This is a genomic window from Pseudomonas sp. AMR01 (genome assembly GCF_041946035.1).
In the GTDB taxonomy this organism is placed as follows: domain Bacteria; phylum Pseudomonadota; class Gammaproteobacteria; order Pseudomonadales; family Pseudomonadaceae; genus Aquipseudomonas; species Aquipseudomonas antarctica_B.
Genome location: NZ_JAUTYR010000015.1, coordinates 68,933 through 81,158, shown reverse-complemented (window position 1 = coordinate 81,158; position 12,226 = coordinate 68,933). Strand labels below are relative to the sequence as shown.

13 protein-coding genes are annotated in these 12,226 nt (G+C 60.7%); 10 read left to right on the top strand and 3 right to left on the bottom strand.

Annotated features, from left to right (window positions below):
- The first annotated feature begins 4 nt into the window (after positions 1-4).
- Genes urtC through urtE form a run of 3 tightly spaced genes read left to right on the top strand, consistent with a single transcriptional unit; the run spans position 5 to position 2,620 of the window.
- Positions 5-1,165, top strand: coding sequence for an urea ABC transporter permease subunit UrtC (gene urtC / locus Q7C20_RS15500; protein WP_375068470.1), 1,161 nt, complete (start codon positions 5-7; stop codon positions 1,163-1,165).
- The gene (gene urtD, locus Q7C20_RS15495) at positions 1,162-1,920 is read left to right on the top strand and encodes an urea ABC transporter ATP-binding protein UrtD (protein WP_375068468.1); all 759 of its coding nucleotides are present in this window, start codon (positions 1,162-1,164) and stop codon (positions 1,918-1,920) included. The genes urtC and urtD overlap by 4 nt, the downstream gene beginning before the upstream one ends.
- A gap of 10 nt (positions 1,921-1,930) precedes the next feature.
- Entirely contained in the window at positions 1,931-2,620 is a 690-nt protein-coding gene (urtE, locus tag Q7C20_RS15490) for an urea ABC transporter ATP-binding subunit UrtE (RefSeq protein ID WP_375068467.1), read from the top strand.
- Between the two features lie 109 nt (positions 2,621-2,729).
- Here the strand turns inward: urtE and Q7C20_RS15485 are convergent, their stop codons facing one another.
- Entirely contained in the window at positions 2,730-3,437 is a 708-nt protein-coding gene (locus Q7C20_RS15485; RefSeq protein ID WP_375068544.1) for a methyl-accepting chemotaxis protein, read from the bottom strand.
- Positions 3,438-4,602: 1,165 nt separating this feature from the next.
- Here Q7C20_RS15485 and fmdA point away from each other — a divergent pair.
- The 7 genes from fmdA (at position 4,603) to Q7C20_RS15450 (ending at position 11,554) form a co-directional block, all read left to right on the top strand.
- Positions 4,603-5,832 carry a formamidase gene (gene fmdA, locus Q7C20_RS15480; protein ID WP_375068465.1) on the top strand — a complete coding sequence of 410 codons (1,230 nt, stop codon included), beginning with the start codon at positions 4,603-4,605 and terminating at the stop codon, positions 5,830-5,832.
- Between the two features lie 2 nt (positions 5,833-5,834).
- On the top strand, positions 5,835-6,182 hold the full coding sequence (locus tag Q7C20_RS15475) for a zinc ribbon domain-containing protein (RefSeq protein ID WP_375068464.1): 348 nt from the start codon (positions 5,835-5,837) through the stop codon (positions 6,180-6,182).
- Between the two features lie 15 nt (positions 6,183-6,197).
- Positions 6,198-7,241, top strand: coding sequence for an aliphatic amidase (locus tag Q7C20_RS15470; protein WP_375068462.1), 1,044 nt, complete (start codon positions 6,198-6,200; stop codon positions 7,239-7,241).
- A gap of 3 nt (positions 7,242-7,244) precedes the next feature.
- Positions 7,245-8,201, top strand: coding sequence for an AAA family ATPase (locus tag Q7C20_RS15465; protein WP_375068460.1), 957 nt, complete (start codon positions 7,245-7,247; stop codon positions 8,199-8,201).
- A 67-nt stretch (positions 8,202-8,268) separates the two neighbouring features.
- Entirely contained in the window at positions 8,269-8,841 is a 573-nt protein-coding gene (locus Q7C20_RS15460; RefSeq protein WP_375068458.1) for a DUF2239 family protein, read from the top strand.
- A gap of 25 nt (positions 8,842-8,866) precedes the next feature.
- Positions 8,867-10,222, top strand: coding sequence for an MATE family efflux transporter (locus tag Q7C20_RS15455; protein ID WP_375068456.1), 1,356 nt, complete (start codon positions 8,867-8,869; stop codon positions 10,220-10,222).
- A 126-nt stretch (positions 10,223-10,348) separates the two neighbouring features.
- Complete coding sequence (locus Q7C20_RS15450; RefSeq protein WP_375068454.1) at positions 10,349-11,554, top strand: MFS transporter; 1,206 nt, start codon at positions 10,349-10,351, stop codon at positions 11,552-11,554.
- On the opposite strand, the gene Q7C20_RS15445 is transcribed toward Q7C20_RS15450, so the two are convergent.
- Positions 11,521-11,886, bottom strand: a complete 366-nt coding sequence (locus tag Q7C20_RS15445) for a type II toxin-antitoxin system HicB family antitoxin (RefSeq protein ID WP_375068453.1) — start codon at positions 11,884-11,886, stop codon at positions 11,521-11,523. The two genes, Q7C20_RS15450 and Q7C20_RS15445, sit on opposite strands and share 34 nt — an antisense overlap.
- On the bottom strand, positions 11,883-12,134 hold the full coding sequence (locus Q7C20_RS15440) for a type II toxin-antitoxin system HicA family toxin (RefSeq protein ID WP_375068451.1): 252 nt from the start codon (positions 12,132-12,134) through the stop codon (positions 11,883-11,885). The genes Q7C20_RS15445 and Q7C20_RS15440 overlap by 4 nt, the downstream gene beginning before the upstream one ends.
- Positions 12,135-12,226 lie beyond the last annotated feature (92 nt).

Genomic DNA, 12,226 nt, shown 5'->3' with positions numbered 1-12,226 from the left:
GCAGATGAAGGCTTTAGACAAGCTGCTGGGCGGCCAGCAAAACCTGATCGGCATCGTGCTGCTGGCGCTGTTGATTCTGGTGGTATTTCCCCTGACCCTGGATGCGTTTCGCCTGAACATGGTCGGCAAATACCTGACTTACGCGTTCGTCGCCGTAGGGCTGGTGTTGTGCTGGGGGTATGGCGGCATTCTCAGCCTGGGGCAGGGCGTGTTTTTCGGGGTTGGCGGTTACTGCATGGCGATGTTTCTGAAGCTGGAAGCGTCGGACCCGGTAAGCACCAAAATCCAGTCGACGCCGGGCATCCCAGACTTTATGGACTGGAACCAGATCACCGAATTGCCGCTGTTGTGGCAGCCGTTCCACAGCTTCACGTTTACCGTGGTGGCGGTGGTTGCAGTGCCGGTACTGCTGGCGTTTGTGATCGGTATTGCGCTGTTCAAGCGTCGGGTGGGCGACGTGTATTTTTCCATCGTCACCCAGGCGATTGCGCTGATTCTCACCGTGTTGATCGTCGGCCAGCAAGGCTTGACCGGCGGCGTCAACGGCATCACCGACCTCAAGACCCTGCTCGGCTGGGACCTGCGCACCGACAGCGCCAAGCTGATCCTGTATTTCATCAACGCCGGGTTGCTGTTTGGCTGCATCTTTATCGGCCGCTTCATCCTCGCCTCCAAGTTGGGCCGGCTGTTGATGGCCATGCGCGACAAGGAAGAACGCGTGCGCTTTTCCGGCTACGACGTGGCGAGTTTCAAGATTTTCGTGTTCTGCGTGGCCGCTGCGTTTTCGGCGATTGGCGGGGCCATGTTTGCCTTACAGGTGGGCTTTATGTCGCCGTCGTTTGTCGGCATTGTGCCGTCGATTGAAATGGTGATTTTTGCCGCCGTGGGCGGGCGCATGTCGCTGCTCGGCGCGGTGTATGGCGCGCTGTTGGTGAACTACGGCAAGACCTACTTTTCCGAGTCCTTTCCCGAGTTGTGGCTGTACTTGATGGGCGGGCTGTTCATCGCCGTGGTCATGTACTTCCCCAACGGTTTGGCCGGGTTGTGGGACAGCCATGGGCGCCAGGCGCTGGCCAGGCTGCTGCGGCGTGAGCCGGTGGTGAAAGCCGCTGCGCCCGTGGTCAAGCCCAAGACTGAAGCGAAAATTCTGGAGACCCAGCCATGACCGCCGTTGGCTTTGAAATGAAAAAGCCGGTGCTGGCCATCGAAGGCCTCACCGTGTCGTTCGACGGCTTTAAGGCGGTCGATAACCTCAACCTGTACATCGACCGCAACGAGGTGCGCGTGGTCATCGGCCCCAACGGTGCCGGCAAAACCACGGTGCTGGACCTGATCTGCGGCAAGACCCGCGCCACCAGCGGCAGCATCCAGTTTGACGGCCAGGAACTGACCAAAATGCGCGAGTACAACATCGTGCGCGCAGGCGTCGGTCGTAAATTCCAGAACCCGTCGATCTACGAAAACCTCACGGTGTTTGAAAACCTTGAGATGTCTTATCCCGCCGGGCGCAAGGTCTGGGGCGCGCTGTTCTTCAAGCGTAACGCCCAAGTCGTCGCGCGGGTCGAGGAGGTGGCGCGGGAAATCTTCCTCGGCGACCTGCTGCAACGACAGGCCGACCTGCTGTCTCACGGGCAAAAGCAGTGGCTGGAAATCGGCATGCTGCTGATGCAAGACCCTGAGCTGCTGATGCTCGACGAACCGGTGGCGGGCATGAGCGTCAACGAGCGGGCGCAAACCGCTGAGTTGCTCAAACGCATCAGCCAGGGCCGTTCAGTGCTGGTGATTGAGCACGACATGGAATTCGTCAAAAGCATCGCCCACAAGGTCACGGTGCTGCACCAGGGCAAAGTGCTGGCCGAGGGCAGCATGGAGTCGGTGCAGAGCAACCCTAAAGTCATCGAAGTGTATTTGGGCCACTGAGGAATCCGGCATGTTCAAGATCGACCAGTTGTCCTGTGGCTACGGGCAGAGCCAGATTCTCCACGACCTGGACCTGAACGTGGCCAAGCGCGAGATCGTCGCGGTGATGGGCCGCAATGGCATGGGCAAGACCACGCTGTTCAAGAGCCTGATGGGAATTTTGCCGCAATGGAAAGGCCACGTCAGTGTGGACGGGCACGAGGTGTCGGCGCTGGAGACCCATGAACGGGTGGCGCGCGGGATTGCCTATGTGCCGCAGGGGCGGATGATATTTCCGAGCATGACGGTGCTCGAGAATATCCAGACCGGGCTGCCAGCATCGGCACGGGGCAAGGTGCCGGAGGATTTGTATGCGTTGTTTCCGGTGTTGCACGACATGCAATCGCGCAAGGGCGGTAACCTGTCTGGCGGGCAGCAACAGCAGCTGGCGATTGCTCGGGCGTTGGCCACCAATCCGAAGGTGTTGTTGCTGGATGAACCGACGGAGGGGATTCAGCCTTCGATCATCAAGGACATTGCCCGCACGCTCAAAGAAATCCGCAACCTGCGGGACCTGACCATTGTGGTGTCGGAGCAGGTGTTGTCGTTCACCCTGGAAATCGCCGACCGCTTCCTGGTGATTGAGAAGGGCAGGTTCGTCATCGAAGAGACCCGGGATCGGGTGGATGAGGCGACCATAAGCCGGTATTTGTCGGTTTAAACCTGGGGTGTGCAGCTTTCACCGTTGATGTTTGCCGATGTACCTGACAACGCACCGAGTCTGCCCGGATGACGGAGCCGTCTGCTCCGCCTCCGTGCGGTCTCAGCCCTTACGCCACATTGAAGAACGCCACCTTAGTGCTCAACCGGTCTGCCAGTTCCGCCAGCTCGCGGTTTGAGCTTTCCGCCACTGCGGAACCGGCAGCAGACTGCACCGTGGAGGTGTGAATGCGCGTGACGTTCTGCGCCACCTCTTCAGCCGCCGCGCTTTGCTGCACGGAGGCACTGGCAATCTGCGCGTTCATCGCATTGATCGCGCCCACTTCCTGACTGATCTTGCCCAGCGCCACCTGAGAGTCGCGGGTTTGCATAACGGTGACCTGGGCCAGGGTGCGGCTGCGTTGCATGATATTGGCGGCGTCCTGTGTGCCGCTTTGCAGTTTGCTGATCATCTCGCGGATCTCTTGGGTAGATTCCTGAGTGCGCGTGGCGAGCGAGCGTACTTCATCGGCTACCACTGCAAACCCGCGGCCATGTTCGCCCGCGCGCGCCGCTTCAATCGCCGCGTTCAACGCCAGCAGGTTGGTTTGTGCGGCGATTGCGTTGATGACTTCGATCACGGTTTCGATGCGTTCACTGTCGCTGGACACTTGATTGACGCTCGTGGTGGCTTGGTCGAGGATCGTCGCCAATTCTTCGATGGCCACGCTGACTTCGCCCACCAGGCGGTGGCCGCTATCGACTTCGGCGTCTGCCAGGATAGTCGCCCTTGAGGCGGCTGACGCGTAACCCGAGACCTCGCTGACCGAGGCAGCCATTTGCGTGATGGCTGCCGCGACATGCTGGGCTTCACTGGTTTGCAGGGTAATTTGCTGGCGGTTGTCACTGGCCACCGACAACAGCGTGACCGAGGAATGGCGCAAGGCCTGGGCCGCCCCGCGCACCTCGGTGATGGTGTCGCCCAGGCGTGACAGGGCGTTCTTCAGAATACCCATCACACTGTCGGGGTAGCGGGTCTGGATGGGCTGGTTCAGCTCGCCATTGGCCAGGCGGCGGATCGCCTCGGCCACTTCCTCAGGCTCTGCGCCAAGGGTGGCCTTGACCTTGCGGATGATCAGCAACGACACCAGTACGCTCAAGATGATTGCCACCGCGCTGGCGGCGATCATCAGCAGCGCGAATTGGCTGGCGGCAGTTTGTACGGTGCCCAGGCTGTGTTTGATCTGGGCTTCTTCGAAGTCGATCAGGGCATTCACGCGTTTCAGCCATTCGCTGTAGAGACCTGAGGTCTGTGCGAGCAACAGGTCCTGGGCGCCGGCGATATCACTGCTGCGCCGCAGGTTGACCACGCGCTCGGAGGACGCGAGCGCCTGGACTTCAATGGCTTTGATATCGCTCAGCAGACGGGTTTCTTCGGCGCTGGCGCTGGTACCAAACAGGCGGTCGAGCATGACCGCGGAATCCTGGTAGTCGCGCTTGAGCTGATCGATTTCAGCCAGGTGCCCGTTCAACGCCTGCTCATCCTTGACCAGCACCGCATCGCGAATGGCAATGGCGCGGTTGTGCACGCTGCCGCGAAAGTTGATCGCGTAGCGCTGGGCCACCGCGGCTTGTTCAGAGACGCCCTTAAGGGTGCTGTCGATAAAGCCTACACGCTGAATACCGACGGCGGTGATCAGTACCAGCAACGACAGCGTGGACGCAAAGCCAAGTCCGATACGCATCGCTAACGAGACGGGTTTTTTCATGAAAGGCTCGATAATTTGGGGGAGTTAAAGTGATGGCTAAAAGCTATCCATTGCGCGGAATGTAAATACCCTCCAGCGGTGAGTCCAATCAGTAATTACTGTCCCTGACATTGAGCGAATTGATGGAATAAAACCCGAGCTACGGGTTTTATACGTCATCCAACGTATTTTCCGTTTGCCCCTGGCGCCTGAGACTGGCTTGAACGCAACACGTCATCCGTCCAGGAGCCAGCCCATGACCGAAACGCTGATCAAAGTCGACCTTAGCCAGCCCGTCACCGAAAACGAGAATATCCATAACCGCTGGCACCCGGATATCCCGATGGCCTGCTGGGTAAAGCCGGGCGATGACTTCATCCTGGAAACCTACGACTGGACCGCTGGCGCGATCAAGAACAACGACGACGCCAGCGACGTGCGCGATGTGGACCTGTCCACCGTGCATTACCTGTCGGGCCCCGTGGGTGTGCACGGCGCAGAGCCCGGGGATTTGCTGGTGGTGGACCTGCTCGATATCGGCGCCAAGGCGGATTCCCAGTGGGGCTTCAACGGGTTCTTTTCGCGGCAGAACGGCGGCGGCTTTCTCACCGATCACTTCCCCAGCGCACAAAAAGCCATCTGGGATTTCAAAGGAATGTTCACCAGCTCACGGCACATTCCGGGGGTGAATTTCGCCGGTTTGATCCACCCCGGTTTGATCGGTTGCCTGCCCGACCCGGTGATGCTTGCCGACTGGAACCGTCGCGAGCAGGAGCTGATCGACACCAACCCGACCCGCGTGCCGCCGCTGGCCAACGCGCCACTGGCCGCCACCGCGCACATGGGCAAGCTCAAGGGCAAGGCCCGCGATGACGCCGCCGCCACGGGTGCGCGCACCGTGCCGCCGCGTGAGCATGGCGGTAACTGCGATATCAAGGACTTGTCCCGGGGTTCGAAGATTTTCTTTCCGGTTTACGTGAACGGCGCCGGGCTGTCGGTGGGCGATTTGCACTTCAGCCAGGGCGACGGCGAAATCACCTTTTGCGGCGCCATCGAGATGGCGGGCTGGGTGCACATGAAAGTCGAGCTGATCAAGGGCGGCATGGCCAAATACGGGATCAAGAACCCGGTATTCAAGCCAAGCCCGATCACGCCGAATTACAAGAACTACCTGATCTTCGAAGGCATTTCGGTGGACGAACAGGGCCAGCAACACTACCTGGACGTTAACGTTGCGTACCGCCAAGCGTGCCTGAACGCGATCAACTACCTGACCAAGTTCGGCTATTCGCCCGCTCAGGGCTATGCGCTGCTGGGGTCGGCGCCGGTGCAGGGGCACATCAGCGGCGTGGTGGATATTCCGAATGCGTGTGCAACCTTGTGGCTGCCCACCGAAATATTCGAGTTCGACATTAACCCCAACGCCAACGGCCCGACCAAGTTCCTCGACGGCAGCATCGACCTGCCCATCGCCCCGGACCTTTAGCCATGCCGACCTACGAATACAGCTGCGAGACCTGTGGCACCTTCACGATGCTGCGCCCGATTGCCCAACGCCATGAACCCAGCGAATGCCCGTATTGCGCTTCGGCGGGCGGGCAACTGCTGGTGTCGGCCCCGGCGCTGGGCATTCTTTCTGCCAACCAGCGCAAGGCCATCGCCGGCAACGAGCGCAGCGCGCATGCGCCGCAAACCGTGGGTGAGTATCAGGAGAGTCGCCGGCATCCGGCGGGCTGCAGTTGCTGTGGCACCGGCAAAAAAGTCGAGCCCAGCAAAACCAATCCGCTGGGGCTCAAAACCAAAACCGGGCCACGGCCGTGGATGATCAGTCACTAGACCAGGAGCGTTGTTATGCGTCATGGCGACATTTCCAGCAGCCCCGACACCGTCGGTGTCGCAGTGGTGAACTACAAGATGCCGCGCTTGCACACCAAGGCGCAGGTCATCGAAAACGCGAAGAAGATTGCCGAGATTATCGTCGGCATGAAACAGGGCCTGCCGGGTATGGACTTGGTGGTGTTCCCGGAATACAGCACCATGGGCATCATGTATGACCATGACGAGATGATGGCCACCGCCGCGAGCATTCCAGGCGAAGAAACCGCGATTTTCTCGGCGGCGTGCCGCCATGCGAATACCTGGGGCGTGTTTTCCCTGACGGGTGAGCGCCACGAAGAACATCCGCACAAGGCGCCGTACAACACGCTGGTGTTGATCAATAACCTCGGCGACATCGTACAGCGTTACCGCAAGTGCATTCCGTGGTGCCCCATCGAAGGCTGGTATCCAGGCGATCGCACTTATGTGTGCGACGGGCCCAAGGGCATGAAGGTCAGCCTGATCATCTGCGACGACGGCAACTACCCGGAAATCTGGCGTGACTGTGCGATGAAGGGAGCCGAGTTGATCGTGCGCTGCCAGGGCTATATGTACCCGGCCAAGGAGCAGCAGGTGCAGATGTCCAAGAGCATGGCCTGGGCGAACAACTGCTACGTCGCGGTGGCCAACGCTGCCGGGTTCGACGGGGTGTATTCGTACTTTGGGCACTCGGCGATCATCGGGTTTGACGGGCGCACCCTGGGCGAATGCGGCGAAGAGGAAATGGGCATTCAGTACGCGCAGTTGTCGGTGTCGCAGATCCGCGATGCGCGGGCCAATGATCAGTCGCAGAACCATCTGTTCAAGCTGCTGCACCGGGGCTACACCGGCATGCACGCCTCGGGCGATGGCGACAAGGGCGTGGCCGACTGCCCGTTCGAGTTCTATCGCACCTGGGTGCTGGACGCGCAAAAGGCTCAGGAGAACGTTGAGCAATTCACCCGCAGCACGGTGGGCGTGGCCGACTGCCCGGTGGGGCAGCTGCCACACGGCGGTAAAGAAAAGACGGCGGAGTAGGGCATGCGGTTTACCTTTGAACCGGCTCAGGTGATGGCGCTGTTGCGCAGCCGGATCGTCGGGCAGGACGCCGCGCTCGCGCAAGTGGAAGGGTTGCTTAAGGTGGTCAAGGCCGATATTGGCGAGCGTGACCGGCCACTGAGCGTCAACCTGTTCATGGGGCCAACCGGTGTTGGCAAGACCGAAATCGTGCGCCTGCTGGCCCAGGCACTGCACGGGCGTGCCGACGGTTTTTGCCGCATCGACATGCACACTCTGGCGCAGGAGCATTACGCCGCTGCGCTGACCGGCGCGCCGCCAGGGTATGTGGGCAGCAAGGAAGGCATCAGCCTGTTCAACAGTGAGTTGATCCAGGGCACTTACAGCCGACCGGGCATTGTGCTGTTCGACGAACTCGAAAAAGCCAGCCGGGAAGTGGTCCGCAGCCTGCTCGGCATTCTCGAAAATGGCCAACTGACCCTGGCCGGTGGCACGCGCACGCTGGACTTTCGCAACAGCCTGATCTTCATGACCAGCAATGTCGGTGCGCAACAGGCGCGGCGCCATCGCCAGCGGTTTGCCCATGGCTGGCGACGTTTGCTGCGGGTCTTCGCACGGGGCGAGGCGGCGGTGCTGGAAGAGGCGCTGCACGGGCATTTTGAGCCGGAATTTCTCAACCGTATCGACCGTATCCTGATGTTCGAACCCCTCGATAGCCAATGGCTCGACGCGTTGCTGGACGTGGAGCTGGCAAAGCTCAATCAGCGCCTGGCGTTGCAGCGTCGCTCACTGACGCTGGATGAGCAGGCGAAGGCGTGGTTGTGCCGTCAGCACGACGCGCGGTTTGGCGCGAGGGCGTTGGGCCGGCGCTTGCGGGTGGAACTGGAACCCGCCATTGCCGAATGCCTGCTGCGCGAACCGGCTGTGCAAGCGATGTGCGCGACGGTGCGTGAGCAGCGCGTGGAGGTTTTTGCGCAATAGCCTTGCAAGCCGCGCCATCCTGACTAATATAATCCGGGTAAAACAAATAACATCCGGGTAAAACGTCATGCCTGCGCAAAATTTGCCTCTGTGCACCGCTTTTGTTGGTCATCAGCGGGTGGTGGCCGGTAGCTATGCCGATGTCTTCGAGCAATTGTCAGACCTCGGATTGGCGGCTGGCAGCTTCCTGGTTTTCGATGATGCCACCGGCACCCAGGTCGACTATCCCTGGCCGGCGGGTTACGCGCCCGAGCAGCCGGCACAGGAAGATACCGATGCTGAGCCGCCTGCATCGCCGTGCGTCGGGCGCCCAAAATTGGGCGTAGTCGCGCGTGAGGTCACCTTGCTGCCGCGCCACTGGGAATGGCTCGGCCAACAGCACGGCGGTGCCTCGGCGGCGTTGCGTCGGTTGGTCGATGAGGCTCGCACTGACCATGCTTCCCGTGATCAGATGCGCCAGGCCAAAGACGCCAGCTATCGTTTCATGAGCGCTATCGGCGGCGACCTGCCCGGGTTCGAAGACGCCTCGCGAGCGCTGTTTGCCGATGATGCGGCGAACTTTTCCAGCAAGATTGCGCAGTGGCCGAACGACGTGCAGACGTATTTGGCCTGGCTGTCGCGCAATGCTTTCCCCGCCTGATAATAATTCCGGGACCTGAACAACCATGCAACTCACTCCCAATCGGCCTTTGTGGCAGATCTACCTGATTTTTCTGGCACCGATGGTGCTGTCCAACTTCCTGCAAAGTTTTTCCGGCACGCTGAACGGCATCTATGTCGGGCAAATGCTCGGCACCCAGGCACTGGCGGCAGTGTCGGGGATGTTCCCCATCGTGTTTTTCTTTATTGCCCTGGTCATCGGCCTGGGGGCGGGCGCTTCGGTGTTGATCGGCCAGGCCTGGGGGGCTCAGGAAACCGCGATGGTCAAGGTGATCACCGGCGCGACCTTAACGCTGGGCGCGCTGGTAGGTTTGATTGCGGCAGTGCTCGGCAGCTTGTTTGCGCGCCCGGCATTGCAGGCACTCGGCACGCCGATCGATGTGTTGGACGATGCGGTTGGGTACGCCCAAGTCATGATGTTGATCATGCCGCTGCTGCTGGTGTTTATCCTCTATACCCAGTTATTGCGGGGCGTCAGCGACACGATTTCGCCGCTGCTGGCGCTGATGGTTTCAACCCTGGTGGGCCTGCTGCTGACCCCGGCACTGATTCGCGGCTGGATCGGCCTGCCGCCCATGGGCATCCAGAGTGCCGTGTACGCAGGCTTGGTGGGCAACGCGTCGGCCATGCTGTTTCTGATCCTGCGTCTGCGCCATAAAAACCATGTGATGGCGCCGAACCGTGAGCTGTTTGCAGCCTTGCGCCTGGACCGCGCAATTCTCGGCAAAGTCCTGCGCATCGGTCTGCCCACCGGCTTACAGATGGTGGTGCTGTCGTTGTCGGAATTGGTCATCCTTGCCCTCGTCAACAGCCATGGCTCCCAAGCCACGGCGGCGTATGGTGCTGTAACGCAAATCGTCAATTACGTGCAGTTCCCGGCGCTGTCGATTGCGATCACCGCGTCGATCCTCGGTGCTCAGGCGATTGGCGCCGGGCGCCTGGAACGTATCGGGCCGATCCTGCGCACCGGGCTGTTGATCAACACCTGCCTCACCGGCGGGCTGATCGTAGTCGGCTACCTGTTGTCGCACTGGCTGCTGGGCTTGTTCATCACCGACGACGCCGCGCGCGTCAATGCCGAACACCTGTTGCACATCATGCTCTGGAGCATTCTGGTGTTCGGGTTCCAGGCCGTGATCGGCGGGATCATGCGCGCCAGCGGCGTGGTGCTGATGCCCGTCGCCATTTCGATCTTCTGCGTACTGTGCGTTGAGCTGCCGATAGCGTATCTGCTCAACGCACACTTCGGCCTTGAAGGCGTGTGGATGGCGTTTCCGGTGACCTACCTGGCGATGCTGGCATTGCAGACGGGGTATTACCGACTGGTGTGGCGGCACAAGCAGATCAAGCGGTTGGTGTAATTATTTAAAGTGGGTGTCGGCGACCGGCAGGATGCTCGCGACGTGCCAGCGGCTTGTCTTTGACCAGGGTCTGGCTGATCAGGAACGTATCGACCTGCGGCGCTTCGCCAGAAGAGGTTCACTAGGATGGCAAACCCCTACGCCGAGTTGTTCAAGGTCCCCGGCGCCCGCGCTTTTGTGCTGGCGGGCATGCTGGCACGCATGCCGGTGTCCATGACCGGTATCGGCCTGATCACCATGCTCTCGCAGGTGCATGGCGGCTATGGCCTGGCGGGCGCGGTGGCGGCGGTGTTCGCCCTGGCCACGGCCGTGTGTGCGCCGCAGGTATCGCGCCTGGTCGACCGTTATAGCCAGGGCAGGGTGCTGCCGATTGCCGCAGTGATCGGCGGCGGTGCGTTGTTGCTGCTGTTGCTGTGTACCCGGTTGCAGGCGCCGAGCTGGCTGTTGTTCGTGTTTGCGGCACTGGCCGGATGCATGCCGAATATGTCGGCCATGGTGCGCGCGCGCTGGTCCGAGTTGTATCGCGGTCAGCCCCAATTGCACACCGCGTTTGCCCTGGAGTCAGTGCTCGATGAAGTGTGCTTCATTGTTGGCCCGCCGATTTCCGTCGGCTTGAGTGTGGTGCTGTTTCCCGAAGCCGGACCTTTGGTGGCGGCGCTGCTGCTGGCGGTGGGCGTGACCACCTTTGTGCTGCAACGTGAGACCGAACCGCCGGTGCACGCGCACGAGAACCATCATGGCCGCCTGTTGATCGCCTCGCCGTCGGTGCTGATCCTGATGATCCTGCTGCTGGCCATGGGCGTGATCGTCGGCGTGGTCGATGTGGTCAGCGTCGCTTTCGCCCAGCATCAGGGCCAACCGGCGGCGGCGAGCATCGTGCTGTCGGTGTATGCCATCGGTTCGTGCCTGGCGGGGCTGGCGTTCGGCACACTCAAGCTCAAGGCGCCGCTGCCCCGGCAGTTTCTGTTTTGCGGCGTGGCCACCGCGTTGACCACCTTGCCGTTATTGCTGGTGACAGACATTCCCGGCCTGGCCGTGGCGATCTTTATCTCCGGGCTGTTCTTCGCGCCCACCTTGATCGTGTCCATGGCCCTGGTGGAGCAGGTCGTTCCGCCCAGCCGCCTCACCGAAGGCATGACCTGGCTGATCACCGGCTTGAGCATCGGGGTGGCCATTGGCGCCGCCAGTTCGGGCTGGATGATCGACCATTACGGCGCCACCCGCGGGTTCTGGGTGGCGCTGGTGGCAGGCGCGGTGGTATTGGGTTCAGCCGTGCTGGGGTATCGACGGTTGGGCAGTCAGCCGATTGCCGGGCAAGGGTCTGCGCTGTGATGCTGCAAAAACTCATTCAGCGCCTGGCGCGTCAGATCATTGAGCGTCACTTTCTTGCGGGTGGCGGCCAGGGCCGCGGCCAAATGCAGGTCATGGCCTACGCGTACGTTGAACGAGCCCTTGCAAGGCTTTTCCGGTAGCTGCCCCAAGCGTTGGCACGTGGCGAGGTAATCGTCGACGGCTTCACGGAAGGCCGCGTCCAGTTCAGCGACGGTTTTTCCTTCATAGCTGACCAGCGCCTTGATGAACAGAACCTTGCCGAAGAGGCAGTTGTCTTCGAGGCTGGCTTCGATAGAGCCGATGTAGCCTTGGTGCTTCAATTGGTTATTCACTGAATCAGTTCTCCTGATTTCAATTGTTCGATGATCTGGCGCCGAATGTAGTGTTTCAGTTCGTTGCCGGGGTGAGGCTTGTGCAAGGTGATCATTGCACTGGGGTCGCCGATGTCGAACTTGACGCGGCTTCCAGCCCCTTCAATCTGTGTGTAGCCGAGCCGGTGCAGCAGCGTGATGAGCTCTGGCCAGGTAAATGCCATGTGCTCGTTGAGCAGTTTGGCGAGCAGCTTTTCATTTTTGGACACGGCGATCCTTGCCTGTAACCAAATTTAGTTGCAAAAAGTGGTGTGCGTCAATGCTAGCGCGTGTTCGTGCGCCTTTCCTGAGATTGATGTAA

Coding starts and splice junctions, on each gene's coding strand:
- urtC (WP_375068470.1), top strand. CDS start 5: ATGAAGGCTTTAGACAAGCTGCTGGGCGGCCAGCAAAACCTGATCGGC.
- urtD (WP_375068468.1), top strand. CDS start 1,162: ATGACCGCCGTTGGCTTTGAAATGAAAAAGCCGGTGCTGGCCATCGAA.
- urtE (WP_375068467.1), top strand. CDS start 1,931: ATGTTCAAGATCGACCAGTTGTCCTGTGGCTACGGGCAGAGCCAGATT.
- Q7C20_RS15485 (WP_375068544.1), bottom strand. CDS start 3,437: ATGGCTGCCTCGGTCAGCGAGGTCTCGGGTTACGCGTCAGCCGCCTCA.
- fmdA (WP_375068465.1), top strand. CDS start 4,603: ATGACCGAAACGCTGATCAAAGTCGACCTTAGCCAGCCCGTCACCGAA.
- Q7C20_RS15475 (WP_375068464.1), top strand. CDS start 5,835: ATGCCGACCTACGAATACAGCTGCGAGACCTGTGGCACCTTCACGATG.
- Q7C20_RS15470 (WP_375068462.1), top strand. CDS start 6,198: ATGCGTCATGGCGACATTTCCAGCAGCCCCGACACCGTCGGTGTCGCA.
- Q7C20_RS15465 (WP_375068460.1), top strand. CDS start 7,245: ATGCGGTTTACCTTTGAACCGGCTCAGGTGATGGCGCTGTTGCGCAGC.
- Q7C20_RS15460 (WP_375068458.1), top strand. CDS start 8,269: ATGCCTGCGCAAAATTTGCCTCTGTGCACCGCTTTTGTTGGTCATCAG.
- Q7C20_RS15455 (WP_375068456.1), top strand. CDS start 8,867: ATGCAACTCACTCCCAATCGGCCTTTGTGGCAGATCTACCTGATTTTT.
- Q7C20_RS15450 (WP_375068454.1), top strand. CDS start 10,349: ATGGCAAACCCCTACGCCGAGTTGTTCAAGGTCCCCGGCGCCCGCGCT.